This is a genomic window from Azospirillum lipoferum 4B (assembly GCF_000283655.1).
GTDB lineage: Bacteria > Pseudomonadota > Alphaproteobacteria > Azospirillales > Azospirillaceae > Azospirillum > Azospirillum lipoferum_C.
In genome coordinates, this window is sequence record NC_016622.1 from 2,797,137 (window position 1) to 2,817,457 (window position 20,321).

22 protein-coding genes and 1 tRNA gene are annotated in these 20,321 nt (G+C 67.4%); 10 read left to right on the forward strand and 13 right to left on the reverse strand.

Features of this window, described 5'->3' with window-relative positions:
- Nucleotides 1-156 precede the first annotated feature (156 nt).
- On the forward strand, nucleotides 157-966 hold the full coding sequence (locus AZOLI_RS12970) for a DUF1003 domain-containing protein (RefSeq protein ID WP_014249115.1): 810 nt from the start codon (nucleotides 157-159) through the stop codon (nucleotides 964-966).
- 27 nt (nucleotides 967-993) lie between these two features.
- Here the strand turns inward: AZOLI_RS12970 and AZOLI_RS12975 are convergent, their stop codons facing one another.
- Nucleotides 994-2,724 (reverse strand): hypothetical protein, encoded by a 1,731-nt coding sequence (locus AZOLI_RS12975; protein WP_162488078.1) that lies wholly within the window; start codon nucleotides 2,722-2,724, stop codon nucleotides 994-996.
- A gap of 116 nt (nucleotides 2,725-2,840) precedes the next feature.
- On the opposite strand from AZOLI_RS12975, the gene AZOLI_RS12980 reads away from it, so the two are divergent.
- Nucleotides 2,841-3,089, forward strand: coding sequence for a DUF1289 domain-containing protein (locus AZOLI_RS12980; RefSeq protein WP_065814219.1), 249 nt, complete (start codon nucleotides 2,841-2,843; stop codon nucleotides 3,087-3,089).
- On the opposite strand, the gene AZOLI_RS12985 is transcribed toward AZOLI_RS12980, so the two are convergent.
- The 7 genes from AZOLI_RS12985 to AZOLI_RS13015 all read right to left on the reverse strand — a co-directional run bounded on the left by AZOLI_RS12985 (nucleotide 3,073) and on the right by AZOLI_RS13015 (nucleotide 7,960).
- Nucleotides 3,073-3,309, reverse strand: coding sequence for a hypothetical protein (locus AZOLI_RS12985; protein ID WP_014249118.1), 237 nt, complete (start codon nucleotides 3,307-3,309; stop codon nucleotides 3,073-3,075). The genes AZOLI_RS12980 and AZOLI_RS12985 overlap by 17 nt on opposite strands.
- A gap of 139 nt (nucleotides 3,310-3,448) precedes the next feature.
- Nucleotides 3,449-3,892, reverse strand: coding sequence for a ferritin-like domain-containing protein (locus tag AZOLI_RS12990; protein ID WP_014249119.1), 444 nt, complete (start codon nucleotides 3,890-3,892; stop codon nucleotides 3,449-3,451).
- An 859-nt stretch (nucleotides 3,893-4,751) separates the two neighbouring features.
- A complete protein-coding gene (locus AZOLI_RS12995) occupies nucleotides 4,752-5,033 on the reverse strand; it encodes a hypothetical protein (RefSeq protein ID WP_014249122.1) in 282 nt (93 codons plus the stop codon).
- A 190-nt stretch (nucleotides 5,034-5,223) separates the two neighbouring features.
- Nucleotides 5,224-5,297 (reverse strand) — tRNA-Gly (locus tag AZOLI_RS13000).
- Between the two features lie 47 nt (nucleotides 5,298-5,344).
- A complete protein-coding gene (locus AZOLI_RS13005; protein ID WP_014249123.1) occupies nucleotides 5,345-6,247 on the reverse strand; it encodes a lysophospholipid acyltransferase family protein in 903 nt (300 codons plus the stop codon).
- A gap of 7 nt (nucleotides 6,248-6,254) precedes the next feature.
- On the reverse strand, nucleotides 6,255-7,157 hold the full coding sequence (locus AZOLI_RS13010; RefSeq protein ID WP_014249124.1) for a GNAT family N-acetyltransferase: 903 nt from the start codon (nucleotides 7,155-7,157) through the stop codon (nucleotides 6,255-6,257).
- 389 nt (nucleotides 7,158-7,546) lie between these two features.
- Nucleotides 7,547-7,960, reverse strand: a complete 414-nt coding sequence (locus AZOLI_RS13015) for a MucR family transcriptional regulator (RefSeq protein WP_014249126.1) — start codon at nucleotides 7,958-7,960, stop codon at nucleotides 7,547-7,549.
- A gap of 89 nt (nucleotides 7,961-8,049) precedes the next feature.
- On the opposite strand from AZOLI_RS13015, the gene AZOLI_RS13020 reads away from it, so the two are divergent.
- Nucleotides 8,050-8,304 carry a sulfurtransferase TusA family protein gene (locus AZOLI_RS13020; RefSeq protein WP_014249127.1) on the forward strand — a complete coding sequence of 85 codons (255 nt, stop codon included), beginning with the start codon at nucleotides 8,050-8,052 and terminating at the stop codon, nucleotides 8,302-8,304.
- Nucleotides 8,305-8,307: 3 nt separating this feature from the next.
- On the opposite strand, the gene AZOLI_RS13025 is transcribed toward AZOLI_RS13020, so the two are convergent.
- Nucleotides 8,308-8,778 (reverse strand): GNAT family N-acetyltransferase, encoded by a 471-nt coding sequence (locus AZOLI_RS13025; protein ID WP_014249128.1) that lies wholly within the window; start codon nucleotides 8,776-8,778, stop codon nucleotides 8,308-8,310.
- The gene (tsaB, locus tag AZOLI_RS13030) at nucleotides 8,775-9,521 is read right to left on the reverse strand and encodes a tRNA (adenosine(37)-N6)-threonylcarbamoyltransferase complex dimerization subunit type 1 TsaB (RefSeq protein ID WP_014249129.1); all 747 of its coding nucleotides are present in this window, start codon (nucleotides 9,519-9,521) and stop codon (nucleotides 8,775-8,777) included. Before tsaB ends, AZOLI_RS13025 begins: the two co-directional genes overlap by 4 nt.
- Nucleotides 9,522-9,750: 229 nt before the next feature.
- Here tsaB and ddpX point away from each other — a divergent pair, with 229 nt between their 5' ends.
- The 3 genes from ddpX to AZOLI_RS13045 all read left to right on the forward strand — a co-directional run bounded on the left by ddpX (nucleotide 9,751) and on the right by AZOLI_RS13045 (nucleotide 12,245).
- On the forward strand, nucleotides 9,751-10,299 hold the full coding sequence (gene ddpX, locus AZOLI_RS13035; protein ID WP_044550925.1) for a D-alanyl-D-alanine dipeptidase: 549 nt from the start codon (nucleotides 9,751-9,753) through the stop codon (nucleotides 10,297-10,299).
- Nucleotides 10,300-10,508: 209 nt separating this feature from the next.
- Entirely contained in the window at nucleotides 10,509-11,561 is a 1,053-nt protein-coding gene (locus AZOLI_RS13040; protein WP_014249131.1) for a polysaccharide deacetylase family protein, read from the forward strand.
- Between the two features lie 138 nt (nucleotides 11,562-11,699).
- On the forward strand, nucleotides 11,700-12,245 hold the full coding sequence (locus AZOLI_RS13045) for a hypothetical protein (RefSeq protein WP_244442488.1): 546 nt from the start codon (nucleotides 11,700-11,702) through the stop codon (nucleotides 12,243-12,245).
- A gap of 39 nt (nucleotides 12,246-12,284) precedes the next feature.
- On the opposite strand, the gene AZOLI_RS13050 is transcribed toward AZOLI_RS13045, so the two are convergent.
- On the reverse strand, nucleotides 12,285-12,488 hold the full coding sequence (locus AZOLI_RS13050; RefSeq protein WP_014249133.1) for a hypothetical protein: 204 nt from the start codon (nucleotides 12,486-12,488) through the stop codon (nucleotides 12,285-12,287).
- Nucleotides 12,489-13,109: 621 nt separating this feature from the next.
- Between AZOLI_RS13050 and dnaK the strand changes: the two genes are divergently transcribed.
- The 3 genes from dnaK to AZOLI_RS13065 all read left to right on the forward strand — a co-directional run bounded on the left by dnaK (nucleotide 13,110) and on the right by AZOLI_RS13065 (nucleotide 17,721).
- The gene (gene dnaK, locus AZOLI_RS13055) at nucleotides 13,110-15,026 is read left to right on the forward strand and encodes a molecular chaperone DnaK (protein WP_014249134.1); all 1,917 of its coding nucleotides are present in this window, start codon (nucleotides 13,110-13,112) and stop codon (nucleotides 15,024-15,026) included.
- A gap of 152 nt (nucleotides 15,027-15,178) precedes the next feature.
- The gene (gene dnaJ / locus AZOLI_RS13060) at nucleotides 15,179-16,330 is read left to right on the forward strand and encodes a molecular chaperone DnaJ (protein ID WP_014249135.1); all 1,152 of its coding nucleotides are present in this window, start codon (nucleotides 15,179-15,181) and stop codon (nucleotides 16,328-16,330) included.
- A gap of 215 nt (nucleotides 16,331-16,545) precedes the next feature.
- On the forward strand, nucleotides 16,546-17,721 hold the full coding sequence (locus tag AZOLI_RS13065) for a GGDEF domain-containing protein (protein WP_014249136.1): 1,176 nt from the start codon (nucleotides 16,546-16,548) through the stop codon (nucleotides 17,719-17,721).
- 6 nt (nucleotides 17,722-17,727) lie between these two features.
- Here the strand turns inward: AZOLI_RS13065 and AZOLI_RS13070 are convergent, their stop codons facing one another.
- On the reverse strand, nucleotides 17,728-18,624 hold the full coding sequence (locus AZOLI_RS13070; RefSeq protein WP_014249137.1) for a helix-turn-helix transcriptional regulator: 897 nt from the start codon (nucleotides 18,622-18,624) through the stop codon (nucleotides 17,728-17,730).
- A gap of 120 nt (nucleotides 18,625-18,744) precedes the next feature.
- On the opposite strand from AZOLI_RS13070, the gene AZOLI_RS13075 reads away from it, so the two are divergent.
- A complete protein-coding gene (locus AZOLI_RS13075) occupies nucleotides 18,745-19,632 on the forward strand; it encodes an SDR family oxidoreductase (protein ID WP_014249138.1) in 888 nt (295 codons plus the stop codon).
- A 105-nt stretch (nucleotides 19,633-19,737) separates the two neighbouring features.
- Here AZOLI_RS13075 and thpR read toward each other — a convergent pair whose 3' ends face one another.
- Nucleotides 19,738-20,280, reverse strand: a complete 543-nt coding sequence (gene thpR / locus AZOLI_RS13080) for an RNA 2',3'-cyclic phosphodiesterase (RefSeq protein ID WP_014249139.1) — start codon at nucleotides 20,278-20,280, stop codon at nucleotides 19,738-19,740.
- Between the last annotated feature and the right edge of the window lie 41 nt (nucleotides 20,281-20,321).

Below are 20,321 nucleotides of genomic sequence, written 5' to 3' on the forward strand. Positions count from 1 at the left end.
TCGCACTGCGGCAAGTCTCCAGCCGTTGCAACGCTTTCTTCTCTCTGCCGACTCTCCGGCGGGCCTTGCGGTCTTTCAGCGATTTAACCGGCTTGTCGCAAGCGTCAGGCATAAAGTCGGCCACCCCGGTCCGCGCATTCGAGGGAGGGCGACATCATGACCGACCATCAGCTTCCGCCGGAAGACGGCGACGAGTCCGCAGTGCCGAACCTGGGCCCCGGCCAGGAGGATGCCGGCACGGAGGACGCCGGCCAAGAGGACGCCAGCCTGCTGGCCGCCAAGCGTCAGCCCTGCGCCATCAGCGGCAAGCGCCGGCCCAAGCGCGACCTGATCGCGCTGGACGCGTTGCGCCCCAACCTTGCCGACCGCATCCGGCAGGACCATCCGCATCTGGAGCCGGACTCGCAGATCAGCCGGCAGGAGCTGGCGCGCTACCGCTCGCTCTATGTGGCGGAGCTGCTGCAGGCCGAACATGGCGAGCTGAGCGAACTGGACCGCGAGGTCGCAGAAAGCCTCGCCCACCACGAGACGCTGGCCGAGAACCCGGAGGAGGAATATGACGACCGCCGCACGCTGGGCGAACGGTTGTCGGACGGGCTGGCCAGCTTCGGCGGCAGCTGGGCCTTCCTGATCTCCTTCGCCTTCTTCCTGTGCGTGTGGATGCTCATCAACATCCTCGAAGGCGACACGCGGGCCTTCGATCCCTACCCCTTCATCCTGCTGAATCTGCTGCTGTCCTGCCTGGCCGCCATCCAGGCCCCGGTCATCATGATGAGCCAGAAGCGGCAGGAGGCGAAGGACCGGCTGCGGTCCGAGAACGACTACCGCGTCAACCTGAAGGCCGAACTGGAAATCCGGCACCTGCACGAGAAGATGGATTACCTGATCCAGCGCCAATGGCAGCGCCTGACCGAAATCCAGCAGCTGCAATTGGAGATCATGCAGGAAAAGCGCCTGCGCAGGTGATCGCTTGCCGCAAGGACGGCAGCCGCGTCAGCGCTTGCGCTTGCCGTCCAGTTCCAGCATGCCGCGCAGTGCCGCGATGGTCTTGCTGAGCGGTGTCGGATCGACCGGCTTGGAACCCTGCCTGGCGGGCGGCTCCGTGGGCTCCGCCTCTTCCGCGGGAGGGGCGGGCGGCTCGCGGCGGGGCGGCGGGCGCGGCTTGCCGGCACGCGGTTTCGGCGGCGGGGCGGGCTGCGATGGCGGGGGCGGGGGCGGGGGCTCGGACGCCACCTCCTCCTCGATCAGGCCGCGCAGGGCCTTCATCGCCTCTTCGATTTCACGTTCTTGGGCGGAGCGGCGGCCGGCCGGCGCCGGGTCCCGGTCGGGGTCCGGCTCTGGATCGGGCTCTGGATCGGGCAGCGGATCGGCGTCGAAACCGGAGAGCGGATCGTCCCCGCTCCTGTCCTCATCCTGCCAAGCGGTCGCCGCGCCGGGGTTCCTGTCGCTGTTGCTTTCGGGGCCTTTGCCGATGCCCCTTGCCTCCGCAGCAGGCGGCTTCCGCGGCGGGGGCTGGGCATCGTCGTCCGGATCGTTGGCCGCATCCTCGATCATCGACCGCAGGGCGGCGAGGGTACGGTCGAAGCCTTCCTCATCCTCCGGCGGCGGGGGTGGGCGCTGGGCACGGCGTTCGGCGCGGTGCTGGTCGAAATCGAGCGGCTCATCGGCCGGCGGCGGCGCAGCGGGCTTGGCCGACCTGATCGCCGGCCACTCCGCCGGTCGGGCAGCCGGCTTTTCCGGGTCGCGGATCGCGAAGGACAGAATCTCCTCGTCCGACGGTTCCTCTTCCTCATCGAAGCTCTCCGCCGTATCGCGCTCCTCTTCCGCCCGCCGGCGGTCGAACTCGGCCTCGGGTTCTTCCCAGTCCTCCTCGAAGTCCTTGCGCACCAACATCTTATGAGAGAAGACCGCCGGCCCGTCCTCTTCGGTCGGCCCGTCGATGTCCTCTTCCGTCCCCGGCTGCTCGAAGCGGCGGGCGGTCGCCGGCGCAGGGGCTTCCGGTTCGTCGTCCTCGCTCCAATGGGCCTGGGCCAGCAGGCGATGCATCGCCGCCAGGGTCTCGTCCCCGCCCTCGTCCCCGCCCTCGTCGGGATCGGCGTCGGGATCGGCGTCGGGACCATTGTCGCGGGCGGTCTCCTTCCCGGCGGGGCGGCCAGGCGGGGCCGGATCGTCCCAACCGTCATCGACCGGTTCGCCGACATCCGGTTCGCCATCCCGGCCGGAGTCGTCGTCGCCCGGCCCGATCGCACCCAGCCGAGCCGCCATGTCCGCCAGGGAAACCGGCTCCCAGAGCGGAGCGGCGCCGTCATCGGCCGGACCATCGGCCACCAGATCGGCCAGCGGAAGCTCCGACAGCGGCTTGCTGCGCACCGGGGCGGCGGGAGCAAGGGGGGGAGGAGGAGGGGGAGAAACGGCCTGCTCTTCAGCAGCCGGTGCGTCGCCGCGCAGCGAGGCGAGCAAACCGTTCAGCGCCGCCAGCGGCGCGTCGAAGGACGGCTCCTCGTTCGCGGCCTCGAAGGAGGCGACCGGCGGCGGCGCCAGGATCGGCCGGCTTTCGATGTCGCGGGAGTCGCAGCGCGAGCAGCGGTAATGCGGCGCGATCGACAGCACCGGATAGTTCGGGCCGAAGCGCCGTTCCAGCATGGCACGGGGAAGCACGCCGCCATGCCCGCAGGCGCGGCAGCGCAGTTGCACGTCGGCGTCGATGTCGCGAAGGAACAGCATGCGGGCCATGCCGCACAGTATAGCGGCGGGCCTGCGGCTTTCCCATCCCATTCGGGAGACGTGGCCCGCTCAACGCGCCGCTTGCCGCGATGCGGCGGCCTTGGCACAGTCGCGCCATGACGCAAGCGACCCGCGACGATCAGGTTCCGTCCCCCTGCATCCGGCTCTGCACGCTGGACGAGCAGGAGGTCTGCGTCGGCTGTTACCGGACGCTGGGCGACATCAGGGTCTGGAGGGATCTCGATCCCGCCGGACGCCTCGCGGTGCTGGACGCGGCGGACCGGCGTCGTGCGGCGGCGGCGGGGACCGGGATATCGGGGCCGGCGCCGGCTGTGGCGCCCGGCCGGCTCACATCGCGCGGGTGACGGTCAGCCCCTGTTCGGACAGGCTGTCGAAGACATCCTTGAACTTCCGCAGATAGCGGGAGCGGTAGGCGTCGAAATCGGCGGCGATGGCCGCCTCGGCATTCTTGGACTTCTTGAATTCGGCCACGCGGTGGGCGTTCTCGGCGTGGTAGAGGGCGAAAGCGCCCTTGGTGACCAGATCGTTGCCGGACTGGTCTGCTTTCTGTTTGTCGCTGTTCATCAATCCATGTCCAGGTGGAGCCGACATCCGGCCACCATAAGCCGGAGGATCGGCGGGGCAGTTGGCCCGGCCATCGGGCGGGACCACGGACCGAAAGCCTACGCCCGCTCCGGCGCACCCGCAATGCTGCGACGCACCATCATGCCACCACCCCGCGCAACGCCGCCATGCGGTCACGGTCGACGCGGATGCGGTCCAGATGCTGGGCGATGACGGCGGTGATGGGCAGCGGAAGTTCCTTTGCCATGGCTTCGTCGTAGCGGCGCAGGCATTCGGTTTCACCGCGTTCGACCTCCGCAATGATCGCGGCGCGGTCGTGGCCCATCACGGCGGACTTCAGTTCCAGGAAGAAGCGGTGGGCACCGCCCATCATGGTGCCGCCCATGTCGGGTGCACCGCCCTGTTCGGCGACCAGCCTCTGGATCTCGCGGACGATGGCGCCACGCTGGGCGGCCAGATCGTTGAACAGGGCCTTCAGATCCTCGTCCTCGGCGGTTTCGGCGGCCTGCCGGTAACCCTCGTGACTGTCCTCGACGATGCGGATCAGGTCATTGAGCGTATCGACGATCTGGTCTTTTTCCATAACGGCAGGTCCTCCCAAACTTCCCCTTCGTTGCCACAACCCAGCCGTAGGGCCGAATGTTCCCGCATCGCACCGGGAGCAATCGGGGGTGCACCGGTGGGGTGCACAGGACGGGCAGGAGGACGGGCAGCCCCCGGAAGGCTCCGGCGCGCCACAGGGCGGCGACGCCATGCCCGGTCAGTTGCCGGCAGCCACGACGATGGAAACGGCGGTAAAGACGGGAAGATAATCCAGTAGAAATGCCGTCAAGGGGCGCCTTCGCATGAAGAGAATGCCGCAATGCAGCGAATGTGGTGGACGCCAGTCTCCGACGATTACCTGGTTATGAACGCCAGTACGACCGGAAACAGACCGAAAGATCACCGCTCCATGGCCTCAGACAACTGGCAGAGGCAATCATGTGAAGCGTGCCGAGGCCTGTGTTGACTATTGTGTGTTCTCTGCACGGTCGCTCTCATCCAAAGAGCTTTGAGCCGCCTGTCCCCACGGAAGAGCAACGATTTCGGGTTGGAACCTGTCCATCCTTGTTGTTGGCAATGCGGTGCGACGACGGCATTCTCGCTCCGCCACGACCGCGTTGTTATCGACGCCTATGGACCCGTTGTGGCCGTGATCGGGGGATCATCGCAAAGCTGGGGAAAGACCATGGCGCTGTACGGACGGCATCCCGCCTCGCTGGGATGGGAACCGAAGCCGAAATCGGCCAAGACCGGCGCCGCCCGCGCCCAATCCGGGCGTACGACGCGCAATGGTCCGCTGTGCTGCGCCTGCGGCCGGCCGATCCGCACGGGCGATCCGCATTGGGCCGGCCATGGTGACCAGCGCCCCTGGCATTATGCCTGCGCCGAGCGGGCGGGCCTCACATGGTCATGGGCCTCCCGCCCGGCCATGCCCCCTCTTCCCGCCGCGGAGATGGATTGACCGCGGTATTTCCATCGTCTGCGCTCACCGGGACTGCCGCGCCGCCCGATCCGGCCAGCGCCTCCTCGCGCCCTCGGCGATAGGCATCGCGCTCCGCCTCCAGGATGGTTTCCGCCAGCCGACGTTCGAACTCGCGCTCCACCAGGGCGGAGAACAGGTCGATGCGGAAGCGCGCTTGCAGGGACCGGCTGAGGCGGCGTGCTCGTTCGATTGGCTGCATGGGCGTTCCCCTTCGGGCGGACGGACGATACCGCCCAGCCTCAAGGATCGCCGCAAGCCCGGCAACCACCCCATCGGCGAACCGCCAACGCAGAAGAGAGGGCACATCCGTACCCATCGGCACAGACCGCTCAGCCATCACGACTAAATTTTCGAAAGGGAAATTTTCAAGCCGCAACCGATGCGGAGTTTGGAGCGGGTGAAGGGAATCGAACCCTCGTCGTAAGCTTGGGAAGCTTCTGCTCTACCATTGAGCTACACCCGCGCGCCCGCTGTTTATAGGCGACCGGCGCAGTGGATACAAGAGCGGAATCAAGCACTCCCATGCGCAGGATCGCTGATCGCCGGAGCGGAGGCGGGAGTGGGAGAGGCCGTTTCCTGCGGAGCGGTTTCCTTGGCGCGGACAGGCGCGTCGGGACGGCCGGAAATGGCGCGGGCGACGCCGTCGGCGACCACGCGCTGGCAATGGTCCGCCAGAGCCTTGCGGCTGGAAAAGCCGTCGATGGTCACCGGCGGGTGGAACTCCACCTCGATCGTCATGCCGCCGAGGCGGAAGGCCTGCCACAGGTGCGGCACCAGATCCATGTCGCCGTACCACGCATAAAAGGGGCGGAAGGCGATGCCCATCGGGATGCCGTCAAGCCGGGTGGCGGCGACGCTGACCGGCTGGACGGTCAGCGGGCGGCCGTCGATGCGGCGGGCGGCGACGGCGAACAGCGCGGTCTTGAAGGGGAGGGTGCGGTTGCCGTCGCTCGAGGTCCCCTCCGGGAACAGGATCAGGCTGTCCCCGGCATCCAGGCGGCCGCCGATGTCGTCGCGCTGCTTGTCGACCGAGGTGCGCGCCTTGCGCTCCACGAAGACCGTGCGCTGAAGCCGGGCGAGCAGGCCAAAGAAGGGCCAGGTCCCGACCTCCGTCTTGGCGACGAAGGAACCGGGAATCAGCGAGCCCAGCACCGAAATGTCCAGGTAGGAGGAGTGGTTGGACACGAACAGCACCGGTCCGCCGGCGACCTGTTCGCCGCGCACCACCACGTCCAGCCCCATCAGCCGGGTGCAGACACGATGATAGAAGCGCGGCAGGGTGCGGCACAGACGCCATCCCCGTGCCACGGCCAACGCCTGGAGCGGGATCAGCAGCAGGGTCCACAGCAGGTACAGGCTCAGGCGCAGGGCCCCGCGACCGGACGATCCCAGGGCGCGCGCGGTACGGGTCATGATCGCCTCAGCTGCCCTGGCTGTCGCGGCTGCGACGTTCGTAATGCTTGAAGTACTTGTCGGTGATCAGCTCGGTCTTCACCACGATGCAGACATCGGTGGTGTTGAACTGATGGTCGATGACCGCACCGTCGCCGATGAACCCGCCCAGGCGCAGATAGCCCTTGATCAGCGGCGGCAGGATGTTCAGTGCCCGCCGGGGATCGATGCGGTCCTTCGGCATGCGGTCGAGCGAGACGTGGCGTTCCGGCAGGGCCGTCGCCCGCAGCTCCGGCGGGGCGAGGTGATGGTGGTACAGGTAGGACAGCGGCTCCGCCAGGGCATCGGGATCGGTGCCGGGCAGGCTGGCGCAGCCGAACATCAGGGCGATGTCATGCTGGAAGACATAGGCGGCGATGCCCTGCCACAGAAGCTGCATGCTGCCGCGCGAGCGGTAGCCGGCATCGACGCAGGACCGGCCCAGCTCCAGCACCTCGCCGGGATAGCTGGCGAGTCGGCCGATGTCGTATTCGTCGCTGGAATAGAAGCGCCCGACCTTCTCGGCGGCCGGCCGGCGGATCAGGCGATAGGTGCCGACCACCATGTCCGGACCGTTGCCGCGCGCATGGTCGATGACCAGCAGATGGTCGGCCACATCGTCGTAGTCGTCGAAGTCGCGGCCCTGGGCCTGCATCGCGGGCGAGGGGATCGCCGCCATCTCTTCATAGAAGACGCGGTAGCGAAGGGCCTGCGCCCAGTCGATCTCCTCCGCCGAACGGGCCAGCCGCACCTCCAGCGTGCCCAGGCGGATGCCGTCCGCGAGCCTGCCGGAGACCGCCGCATCGGAATCGACGGCGTCCAATGTGGATGCTTCGCCCCGCTCCGGGCTGGTCCGGGTCATGTCCGGCTGGTCCAAGCTTGCATCAGCCATGTCGACGGTCCGCTGCGATGGTTCGGGACGATGCGCCGCGCCGCCTGTTTCCGCCGTGGCCCGGGCGGCCACGCCGGGACGAACAGCGTCGCACCCAGCGCAAGGGATAACACGATCAGGCGGTTCCCGGTCAACCGACATCGTATGGCGCCGCCGGCCGGCCGGGATCGGCATCCGCGGTCCTGCAGGCAGCGGCTTCGGGCCTATGGTTTGGGGGCGATCGCCTGCCCGGGACGGTTTTCAGGTAACCGCGATTGGGATGATCACGAAAGCGTTCGGGTCGGCCGCCCAGGAAGCAGGGCGCACCGGAAGAGGACCGGCCCGAAGAGGATGGACCAGAGCGGGGGCACCATGTTCGGCGCCCGCCCGCTCTGCGAAAATTCCGATCCTCAGGCGCCGCGGCGGGCGCGGGTGCCGAGACCGATCTGCTTGGCCAGCGAGCTGCGCTGGCGCGCGTAGTTCGGCGCAACCATCGGGTAGTCGGCCGGCAGGCCCCAGCGGTCGCGGTATTCTTCTGGCGTCATATTGTACGCCGTCTTCAGATGACGCTTCAGCATCTTCAGCTTTTTGCCGTCTTCCAGGCACACAATATAGTCCGGCGTGACCGACTTCTTGATCGGCACTGCAGGCTGCGGCCGCTCCTCCGCCACCACCGGTTCGGTGCCGACGTTGGCCAGCGACTTGTAGACCTGCTCGATCAGGGTCGGAAGATCGGTCAGTGCGACTGTATTGTTGGAGACATGCGCCGCCACGATCTCCGTGGTCAGAGACAACAGCGCGTTGGAAGGGGACCCGTTGCTCATGTAAGCTTGCTCCGCGGCATTCGTACCTCACCATATAAAGAGGTTTTCTGCGGCGTGCAATATCCATCCTTTGGAACAAAGAGGAATCGGTGACCGAAAAAAGCTCCACAGACTTGTTTCTCGACATCACCTCGCAGGTTTGTCCGTTAACCTTCGTCAAGACCAAGTTGATGGTGGAGCGGATGGACGCGGGGCAGACTCTCGAAGTCCGGCTGAATGCAGGCGAACCCTTGGAAAACGTTCCACGATCCTTGATGGAGTTGGGTCACAGCATTCTATCTGTCCACCCCGAACGATTGGATGAGCCGGAGGGAGTCCACCGCCTGATCCTGCGGAAAAATTAACCCCTATGCCCCGTCGAGATTGCGGCGCAGGACAAGCGCCGCGACCCGGCCGTCAGGTCGTTTGTAGTATCCGGGACGGCGTCCGACGGAAAAGAAGCCGCAAGCCTTGTATAGAGTCCATGCCGCCTGATTGTCTTCGGCGACCTCCAGAAACAGCGCAGTCGCTCCCAGGTCACGGGACCCGGCAACCGCGGCTTCGACCAGCTGGCGGCCGACGCCGCCCCGCCGGGCCTGCGGCAGAACGCCGATGGCCAGGATCTCCGCGTCCTCCGCCGCGACGCGGGCCATGACGAAACCGACCGGCTGGTCCTGCATGTCCAGCGCGATGACGGCGAAACCGGCAGGCGGGGCGGTCAGGGTGGCGACCGACGCCTCGTCCCAGGGATCCTCGGGGAAGCAGACATGCTGCAGGGCGGCGACCACCGCGGACTCCAGCGGGCCTGCGGGGTGAAGGCGGACGGCGGGTGCGGTCACGGCCCGTTTCCCGGACCGGTTTCGGCACCGGACTTCGCACCGGCGGCCTTCGGCAGGGTGACGTCGGGCGGACGAAGATAGAAGGGCTCGGCCGGCAGGCCGGTCGGACGGGCGGCTCCCAGCGCCGCCACCACCGCGGCATCCGGCAACCCGTCGCCCGCCGCCACCTCCAGCCCGGCCCGTCCGGCCAGCAGGGGGACCAGCGCCGCCGCCGCGTCGCCGGCCAGCAGCAACGGTCCGGCCGGGCACAGCGCATCGAGCCAGCCGGGGATCGCCGCCGGGTCCGGCATCGCCGGCTCCCCCACCGGCGCCAGCGCAGCGTCGTAGAGCTGCAGGAAGGGCTCGGCCCGCCGGCTGTCGACGGCGATCAGCAGGGGGCGCCCGGCGCGCTCGGCCTCGGGCACGCCATGGGCGATGGCGTCGAAGCTGGTGATGCCGACCACCGGAAGATCCCGCGCGACGGCGATCCCGCGGGCGGCGGCCAGCGCGATGCGCAACCCGGTGAAGGCCCCCGGCCCGACGGTGACGGCGATGCGGTCGAGGTCGTCGAACGCGGTGCCGGCTTCCGCCAGCACCTCCTGCGCCAGCGGCACCAGCACCTCCGCCTGCCCGCGCGCCATCGGGGCGCTGCGCCGCACCGTGACGCGCGGCGCACCACCCGGGGCACCCGCCAAGCCGACAGTCCCCTCCCACAGCGCGGCCGAACAGCCGGACGTCGCCGTATCCAGACCCAGAACCTTCATCGCCCCACCTTCCTTGCGGCCGTCGTATCGGGATTGCCGCCACGCCGGCCCATCTTCATACGAGACTGCCTTCACCATGGATTGCCGGCGGGGCACAACCCCTTATCGGCCGGCATGGGCCCGCATCGGCCGCCGGCCCCGGCATGGCAGATCCGCGACCATGGCAGGCGGCGCCGGCGCCATGCTAGAGGTCCTGCCTCTTCCCAACACGCCGACGATTGCCCTTTCCATGCTGACCGAAATCGCTCCCCCGGCCTTCGACATCGACCTGGAGCTTCTCTACGCCACCGCCGACAACCTGTCGGGCGCGCCGATCTACCGATCGGCGGTGTGCCTGCTGCACCCCGACGCGGCGCACCGGCTGACCGAGGCCATCAGGCTGGCGCGCGGGATCGGCTGCCGGTTGCGGGTGTACGATGCCTTCCGGCCGGCAGAGGCGCAATGGCGGCTTTGGCACGCCTTTGCCGATCCGACCTACATCGCCGACCCCCGGCTGGGCTCCAACCACACCCGCGGCGTGGCGATCGACCTGACGCTGGCCGATGCCGCCGGCGTGCCGCTGGACATGGGCACCGGGTTCGACGCGATGACGGAGCGGTCGCATCATGGCCGCAGCGACCTGACCGCGGAGCAGCAGCGCAACCGCGCCATGCTGCTGGGGGTGATGGTCGCCGCGGGCTGGGAGCACTACCCGTCCGAATGGTGGCATTACCAGCTGCCGGATGCCGGGCGCTACCCCCTGCTGACCGACGCCGCCGCCGGCGGCCGGCTGATGTAGGAGCGGCCGACACAGGCAGGGCGCCATTCCGACGGCGCCCGTATCGGTGCGTGTGCTGCGGATCACCCGTTCCATTGTTGCACGCGCGCACCGCATCGCTGCCCACAGCGGGAAAGTGGCGGTCGGCGCTTGTTCGCATGGCGGAGACTATGGCACACCCTTTGCGTCGGGACGGAGGTCGTCCCGGCCAGCCTATTCCGCAGGGCGCCATGCCGTTCCGTCGTGCCGTCAGGGTTTTCGCCGCCGCCGCGCTGTCCTTCTGGACTGCGCTCGTGCCGGCGTTGCGGCCGGCAGTGGCCGACTCCGCCCCTCCGCCGGGCGCCAGCGCGGTCGTCTTCGCCTATGACCGTTTCGGCGAGGACCAGAACCCCTCGATCAGCATCCGCATCGACCAGTTCGAAGCCCATCTGGACGAGCTGACGGACGGCGACTACCGCGTGCTGCCGCTGCCGAAGATCCTGGAAGCCCTGCGCACCGGAAAGCCGTTGCCCGACCGCACGGTCGCCATCACCATCGACGAAGCCAGCCGCTCCGCCTTCACCGAGGCCTGGCCGCGGCTGAAGGCGGCCAATCTGCCCTTCACGCTGTTCGTCGCGACCGACGCGGTGGACCGCGGCTCTCCCACCCACATGACCTGGGGCGAAATCCGGCAGCTGGCGGCGGCCGGCGTCACCATCGGCGCGCTCGGCACCTCCACCCAGTCGATGCTGGCGCGCAGCCCGGAGCACTTGGCCGCCGACCTGCGGCGGATGTCCGACCGCTTCCAGGCGGAGCTGGGACGGCGCCCGACGATCTTCTCCTACCCGCAAGGGGAATATTCGCTGGCGGTGCGGCAGCTGGTGATGGACCAGGGCTTCGCCGCCGCCTTCGGACAGCAGTCGGGCGTGCTGCACGCCCAGGCCGATCCCTGGAGCCTGCCACGCTTCGTCATGAACGAGACCTACGGCAATGTCGACCGGTTCGAACTGGCGGCCAATGCCCTGCCGCTGCCGGTGTCGGACCTGACGCCCGACGATCCCCTGGTCACCGTCAATCCGCCCCCGCTGGGCTTCACCATCGCCGACGGGGTAGGGGACAGTTCGAAGCTGGCCTGCTTCGCCACCGGCCAGGGCCGCACCGCACTGGAACGCATCGCGGAGGACCGGGTGGAGGTCCGCATCAAGGACCCCTTTCCGCCGGGCCGCGCCCGCGTCAACTGCACCCTGCCGACCGCCGATGGCCGCTGGCGCTGGCTGGGCGTGCAGTTCCTGATCCCGGAATGACGGTCTGAAGCCTTTCGCCGGGGATTGCCTCGAAGCCCAAGGGCTCCGATAGGGCATTGGCGACGCAGCCGGCGGCGCCTATGGTGCCGGCCCTGGCGCGCCGTTGCGGCGTGCGCGGCGAATTTCCGGGAGGGAGCGATGGCGCAAGGCCCCCACATGCAGGACGGACAAGTGACGAATGGACAGGGCTCCGACATCGGCTGGGCCGATACGGTGCGCTTCCGCCTGCCACCGGGATGGGCGGTCGATGTGGAGGAGCATGAGGGCCAGCCCGTCGGCACCTTCCGGCCGCCGTCGCCTGCCGCGGGCGTGCTGCGGCTGGTGACCGACAGGGTGACGCCGCGGCCGGAGTCCGGCGGCGCGGCCGGTACCCTGCAGGAGATGGCCCTTCGCTTCGTCAGGCCGCAGGATCCGCGGGCCGGCGACCGGACGGTGGAAAGCCGTGCCGACGGTGCGGTGATCGCCCAAGCGATGATGAGGACTGAAGAAGACGGGCGGGCCGAGACCCATTACCTGTGGCTGGTCGGCGCGGAACGCGTGGAAGCGGCAGGGGCCGTTGGAGGAACAGTGGCCGCGGTCGCGATGTTCAGCTTCGCGCTGCCCGCCCTGATGGATGGCGACGACTCCTGCGCCGAAATGCTGGGCCGGATCGACGACGCCATCCGCAACGCGGAAATACTGTAACTCCCGACGGCTGCCGCGCCCAGGTCGCCGGTATGCCGCTCAGCAGTGGCCCGCGCCGGTGGCCATCAGCGCTTTCAAGCGGACGGACTTCGGATCGTGGGCGACCGCCGCCTCTTCCGCGGCCAGGGCGGCGAGGCTGATGAAGCGCGCCAGGTCGTCCAGATCGCAACGCGTCGCGTCGCTCATCAGGCTGTCCAGGCAGGACTTGATGGCCAGGGCCACATCGCGTCGTTCGTCCATCATCGCGCTTCCCTTTCACACCTGTGTGTCCAGCTTTGCATGGAACCGCATTCTGTGGTGGCCGGGACGCGAACGTCGCCGGCCTGACCCTTTGCGGCCTTCCCCTATAGCGCAAAGGAGATAGCATATTCCTTTCGTGGTTTCACTAATAGATTTGCCGTTCCATGAATAATCACAACAACCGCGAATTGATTTAAAGCAGCTTTGCACGCCGTTGCTTGTTAATGAAAGGTTAACTTCAGAAGATGGTTCATGGTCGAACCATTATTCACTTGTAACACTTGTGACGAGTTGAATCAGATGCGGAGAATATCGGGATATTCATCTTCGCAGATTTGAATACACCGGTATTCTACTGCAACGGGGCGCGGTACGGCAACGCCTGCGGGAAGGACGGGACTGCAGCGTTTTTCCCCGCTTTTGCGGGCTGAAAGGCGCGCCACCCTGTTGCAGCCCGAAACGGCTCCGCCTATATCTCCGCCAGCACGGGCCGGACCCCACGGATCAGACCTCCATGGGCCAGACCCTCAAGCGCTCCACCGACGTTTCACCGACCCAATGGGGATCGCGGCGGTGCCGGACCAGACGGGCCGCCACGCATCTGCCGAACGAAAGAGGCTGAACATGAGCAAAGTGATTGGTATCGACCTCGGCACCACGAACTCGTGCGTCGCCGTGATGGAAGGCGGCAGCGCCAAGGTGATCGAGAACGCCGAGGGCGCGCGGACCACGCCGTCCATGGTCGCCTTCAGCCAGGGCGGCGAGCGGCTGATCGGCCAGCCCGCCAAGCGCCAGGCGGTCACCAATCCGGAAAACACCCTCTTCGCCATCAAGCGTCTGATCGGCCGCCGTTTCGACGATCCGCTGACGAAGAAGGACCAGGGCCTGGTTCCCTACCGCATCATCTCCGGCGACAACGGCGACGCCTGGGTCGAGGCGCACGGCAAGAAGTACAGCCCCAGCCAGATCAGCGCCTTCATCCTCACCAAGATGAAGGAGACCGCCGAGAACTATCTGGGCGAGAAGGTCACGCAGGCGGTCATCACCGTCCCGGCCTACTTCAACGACAGCCAGCGCCAGGCCACCAAGGACGCCGGCAAGATCGCCGGCCTGGACGTGCTGCGCATCATCAACGAGCCTACGGCCGCCGCTCTGGCCTACGGCATGGAGAAGAAGGGCACCGGCACCGTCGCGGTCTATGACCTGGGCGGCGGCACCTTCGACATCTCCGTGCTGGAGATCGGCGACGGCGTGTTCGAGGTGAAGTCGACCAACGGCGACACCTTCCTGGGCGGCGAGGACTTCGACAGCCGGGTCATCGAATATCTGGCCGACGAGTTCAACAAGGAGCAGGGCATCGACCTGCGCAAGGACAAGCTCGCGCTGCAGCGCCTGAAGGAAGCTGCGGAGAAGGCGAAGATCGAGCTGTCGTCCACCACGCAGACCGAAGTCAACCTGCCCTTCATCACCGCCGACCAGACCGGTCCGAAGCACCTGAACATCAAGCTGACCCGCGCCAAGCTGGAAGCCCTGGTGGACGATCTGGTGCAGCGCACGATCGAGCCCTGCAAGGCGGCCCTGAAGGACGCCGGCCTGAAGGCCAGCGAGATCGACGAGGTGATCCTGGTCGGCGGCATGACCCGCATGCCCAAGGTCATCGACGCGGTGAAGCAGTTCTTCGGCCGTGAGCCGCACCGCGGCGTCAACCCGGACGAGGTGGTCGCCATCGGCGCCGCCATCCAGGGCGGCGTGCTGAAGGGCGAGGTCAAGGACGTCCTGCTGCTCGACGTCACCCCGCTCAGCTTGGGCATCGAGACGCTGGGCGGCGTGTTCACCCGCCTGATCGACCGCAACACCACGGTGCCGACGAAGAAGAGCCAGACCTTCTCGACCGCCGAGGACAACCAGAACGCCGTCACCATCCGCGTCTTCCAGGGCGAGCGCGAGATGGCTGCCGACAACAAGATGCTGGGCCAGTTCGATCTGGTCGGCATCCCGCCGGCCCCGCGCGGCGTGCCGCAGATCGAGGTGACCTTCGACATCGACGCCAACGGCATCGTCAGCGTCACGGCGAAGGACAAGGCGACCGGCAAGGAGCAGCAGATCCGCATCCAGGCCTCGGGCGGCCTGTCGGACGCCGACATCCAGAAGATGGTGAAGGACGCGGAGGCCCATGCCGACGCCGACAAGAAGCGCCGTGAGCTGGTCGACGCCCGCAACCATGCCGACGCCCTGATCCACACCACAGAGCGGACCATCAAGGAGAACGGCGACAAGATCCCGGCCTCCGACAAGACCGCCGCGGAAGCTGCCGTCGCCGAGCTGAAGTCGGTGCTGGACAGCGAGGATCTGGACGGCATCAAGGCGAAGACCGATGCGCTGGCCCAGGTTTCGATGAAGCTGGGTGAGGCGATGTACAAGGCCGGCCAGGGCGAGGCCCCGGGCGCGGGCGGCGAGGCGCCGGGCGCCCAGCCGAACGAGCCGGGCGTCGTCGACGCCGACTTCGAAGAGGTCCAGGACGACAAGAAGAAGTCGGCGTAATCCCGACACCAGCTTCTTTTTGATACGGACCTGACGCGAGCATCGATGGCCCGCCGCCTTTTCCCGGCGGCGGGCCTTCGGTATGCTGGGTCAGGTTCTCAGCTTCGACGCGGACAGTTTGGACCAGAACGACTCAAAGGCGGTCGGCCCCCATGGCGAAACAGGATTATTACGAGCTGCTCGGTGTGGCGAAGAGCGCCAGCGCGGATGAGCTGAAAAAGGCTTATCGCAAGATGGCGATGCAGTACCACCCGGACCGCAACCAGGGTGACAAGGACGCCGAGCAGAAGTTCAAGGAAATCAGCGAAGCGTATGACGTCCTGAAGGACGATCAGAAGCGCGCGGCCTACGACCGGTTCGGCCACGCCGCCTTCGAGGGTGGCCGTGGTCCGGGTGCGGGCGCCGGGGCCGGCGGCTTCAACTTCGACTTCGGCGGCGGCGGCGGCTTCGCCGACATCTTCGACGAGATGTTCGGCGAGTTCATGGGCGGGCGCCGCGGCGGCGGCGGTGCGTCCGGCCGCGGCCAGGACCTGCGCTACAACCTGGAGATCGGGCTGGAGGAGGCCTTCAAGGGCACCCAGACCACCATCCGCGTGCCCACCACCGTGCAGTGCGACGGCTGCAACGGCTCCGGTGCGGCGGCGGGAACCCAGCCGATCACCTGCCCGACCTGCCAGGGCCATGGCAAGGTGCGGGCGCAGCAGGGCTTCTTCACCATCGAGCGGACCTGCCCCGGCTGCCACGGCGCCGGCAAGGTCATCAAGGACGCCTGCAAGAGCTGCGGCGGCTCCGGCCGGCTGCGCAAGGAAAAGACCCTGCAGGTCAACATCCCCGCCGGCGTCGAGGATGGTACCCGCATCCGTTTGGCGGGCGAGGGGGAGGCGGGCTTGCGCGGGGCGCCGGCCGGCGACCTCTACATCTTCCTGGCCATCGCACCCCACCCGATCTTCCAGCGCGACGGCGCGAACATCCACTGCCGGGTGCCGATCCCGATGACTACGGCGGCTCTCGGCGGTTCGGTGGAGGTGCCGACCATCGACGGCACCCGTACCAAGGTGACGGTGCCGCCGGGCACCCAGTCCGGCCACCAGTTCCGCATCAAGGCCAAGGGCATGTCGGTGCTGCGCAGCGCCCAGCGTGGCGACATGTACATCCAGGCGGTGGTGGAGACCCCGGTGAACCTGACCAAGCGCCAGCAGGAACTGCTGCGCGAGTTCGAGGGCGCCGCCAAGGAAGGGTCGAATCCGCAGTCGGAGGGTTTCTTCGCCAAGGTGAAGGAGCTTTGGGAAGACCTGAAGGACTGATCCGCCGTCAATCGCGGATCCGTTGAACGGGCGGCGTGTCGGTGACGCGCCGCCCGTTACTTTTTGTCGCATGGCCGGAGCTTTCCGTGCTTTCGGAGGGCGGTGACGCCATTTCTGCGCGAAAGCCGTTGAAGGGATGGTCATGCGCGTGTAATCACCCATCATGGCTATCTCTTCGGCGACATGCCCGGCTTACACCGGGGACAGGCGGCTGCATGCGGGTTGACAGGCTCCTCGCTGCCCTGTTCGACGCGTTCGTCCGGGGCGACGAACTGCCCACGCTGATCCATCCGGCCAACCACACGCCCATCCTGCAACGGCGGCGCGCCGCGATGATCCAGTCGCGCGTACGGATGGTGGCGCTGATCTTCGGCATCCTGACCCCCATGTGGATCGCCATCGACGTCACCGTCTTCGAATGGTCTCTGGCGATCTGGCTGATCGTCCTGCGCCTGACCGCCAGCGCCGCTTTCCTGGCCCTCGCCTTCGACCGCCGGTCTTGCGAGGACATGACCTGCGCCTGGTGGCGGCTGACAGCGCTGCTGGCGATCCCGACGCTGTTCTTCGCCATCTCGCACCCGCTGCTCTACAACCAGGGTGTCGACGATCTGCGCATCGCCGTCAGCGCCGGCTACGGCTATCTGCCTTTCGTGATGGTGGCGGGTCTCAGCGTCTTTCCGCTGACCGCGCTGGAGGGCGCGCTGTTCGCCACGCCGATGCTGGGCGCCCATCTGGCCGCCGGCTTCTACGGGTCGCTGGTGATGCCGTTCCCCTCCTACATCAGCGCGCTGTGGCTGCTGGCGCTGATCGCAGTGGTGGCGACGCTGGCGGCGATCAGCCAGCTGCATTTCATGATCGCGCTGCTTGAGCAGGCGGCGCACGATGCGCTGACCGGCGCCTTTTCCCGCCGCATCGGCGAGGAGTTGCTGAAACTCCAGGTCGCCCATGCCGAGCGGACATTACAGCCGCTGACGGCGATCTTCGTCGACCTCGACGATTTCAAGGCGGTCAACGACCGCTATGGGCATGAGGAGGGCGACCGGGTCCTGCGCCATGCCGCCAACACCATCCGCAGCCTGCTGCGCCAGTCCGATGCGCTGGTCCGCTGGGGCGGGGAGGAATTCCTGATCGTCTTGCCCGACACCCCGATGGAGGGTGCGATGATCGCGGTGGAACGGATGCGCCGCGCTGGGTTCGGCAAGCGGCCGGACGGCAGCCTGCAGACCGCCAGCATCGGCATCGCCGAACAGACGGCCGACCGCCCCGCCGATTGGGAAGCCCTGGTGGAACTGGCCGACCAGCGCATGTACCGGGCCAAGCAGGACGGCAAGAACCGCGTCATCGGGCCGGGCAGGACCGGAGACGAGCCCCGGGACAGCATCGTCGCCTGAAGTCCGTCAATCCTGCCCCCCGTCCGGCGATGTCGTCTTTCGTTCGGCTTCGACCCTCCGACGGACCAAGGTCCTGATCCGCTCTTTGACCTCCTCATCCAGCGGATTGTAGACCATGAGCCCGAGATCCGGACGGCCGTCGACGGCAAAGGCCGAGTATTCCATCCGGACATTGCCGAGCTGTGGATGCTTGAGCTGCTTGATCCCCTCGCTCGGCGCATAGACATCGGTCTCCGCCCAGAAGGTGGCAAAGTCCGAGCTGGTCCGGCACAACTCGTCGACGAGGCTGGTGATCTCCTCGGCGGCACCCACCCGTGCGGCATCGACCCGGAAGGCGCCGACCAGAAAGCGTGCCATGCCTTCCCAGTCCGTCTGCTTGGCACGGATTGTCGGATTGCAGAAGACGAGGCGCAGTATGTTCCGCTGATCTGCCGGCAGCGTGCCGTAATCGGTCAGAACGATCGCAGCGGCGTCGTTCCAGGCGACCACGTCCCAGGTCGGGGTCTTGATGAAGGCCGGGGAGGCATCGAAGACATCCAACAGCCGTTGCAGCCGTGGGCTGACCCCGTCCACCGGCCGGTACCGCAGTTCCGGCGGCCGGCCGAGCGCGAGGACGAACAGATGCTCGCGCTCCAGATCGGTAAGCATCAGGCCGGTGGCGATGCGGTTCAGCACGTCGGCGGACGGCGCACCGCCGCGCCCCTGCTCCAGCCATGTGTACCAGGTCGGGCTGATGTTGGCGCGCTGCGCCACCTCCTCCCTGCGTAGTCCCGGCGTGCGGCGGCGTCCCGAGAAACCGAAGGCCGCCGGGTCCAGCCGCATGCGGCGGTCGCGCAGGAAGGCAGCGAGCGTGTTGGCCTTGACGGTCTGCTTCGGCTCCGGCTGCTTGGACTCTGTCGGCATCGGCAATCCCGGCACTCATTGTACCCAGGTGATCATTATAATAGGAAAAGGTCACTACTTTAACAGGATAACACGCCGCATCAGACTTGGAGGCGACGCTCAATGAAGAGGTGATGGTCCATGCGTATCTTTCTTACCGGTGCCACCGGCTTCATCGGCTCGGCCGTGCTGTCCGAGCTTCTGCGGGCCGGCCATCAGGTCGTCGGCATGACCCGTTCCCGGGACGGCGCCCGCAGGCTGGAAGCCGCCGGTGCCGAGCCGTTCCACGCCACGCTGGAGGAGCCGGCCGGCATTCGCCCCGGTGCCGAGACGGCCGACGCGGTGATCCACACCGCATTCGATCACGACTTCTCGCGCTACGCCGAGAATTGCGAGAAGGACGGCCGAGTCATCGGCGCCCTCGGCGACGTGCTCAAGGAGTCGGATCGCCCGCTTCTGATCACCTCGGCGGTCGGTATGGGCGGTATCGGTCAGGGTCGGCCAGCCCGCGAGGACGTCTTCGACGAAGGCCACCGCCATCCGCGCATCGCCTCTGAACGGGCCGGCAACGCGCTGCTGGAGGACGGCGTCAACGTCTCGGTGTTGCGTCTACCGCAGGTCCACGATACGGAGAAACAGGGGCTGATTACCCCGCTGATCGCGATGTTCCGCGAAGCCGGCACTGCCTGCTACATCGGCGAGGGGAGCAACCGCTGGTCCGCCTGCCACCTGGATGATGCGGCCCGCCTCTATCGCTTGGCGATCGAGAGGAAGGAGCCCGGAGCACGCTATCACGCCGTCGGCGAAGAGGGGATCGGCTTCCGCGAAATCGTGGAGACGCTGGCGCGCGGCCTCGGCATCCCGGCGGTTTCCGTGCCGCAGGACAAGGCGGCCGACCATTTCGGCTGGCTGGCGGCCTTCGCCGGTATGGACATGTCCGCCTCCAGCGTCCAAACCCGAACTAAGCTCGGATGGCAGCCGCAGGGACCGGGCCTGATCGCCGATCTCCAGGCGACGCGATACGCCTAGATCGGATCGCGCAAAATCGGGATCGATTTAGAGCGTGAATCCGATCGCCAAACACAAAGCTACAGCGTCGTGCGTTTCATATTAAACGCACGACGCTGTAGCCCGTCAGGACTCCGCCAGCGGATACTCCCGCAAGGCCTCATACACCGCGCCGCCATTGCCGAGATGGCTGCGGTAGAGCGTGACATGCTCCACCGACATCGGCCCGGCGCGGAACAGGCCGCGGTCGGACAGGAAGCGGCCGATGCGGTCGGCCGGCGCGTCCTTCAACCGGGCCAGCGTGATGTGGGGTGAGAATTTCCTCTCCTCCGCCGGCAGGCCGCAGCGGACGAGCGCGGATTCGACCTTGGCCTGCAGATGGGCCAGCGCCTCGCTGCGCTCCACCCCCGCCCACAGAACCCGCGCCCGGCGCGCGCTGCCGTACACGCCGACCCCGTCGAGGGTAAGCGGGAAGGCCGGTGCGCGAATCTCGGCCAGCGCGGCGTCGATGTCCATCGCCTGATCCTCCGGCACCTCGCCGATGAAGCGCAGGGTGAGGTGCAGGTTGTCGGACTCGGTCCAGCGCGCACCGGGCACCCCGCCGGCCAGCCCCGCCAGCCGCTGGCGTAGCTCTTCCGTCAGGTCGATGGCGACGAACAGGCGGAGCATGGGACACCTCCGGGGTTGCCGACGGGGTTAGACCCCCACCT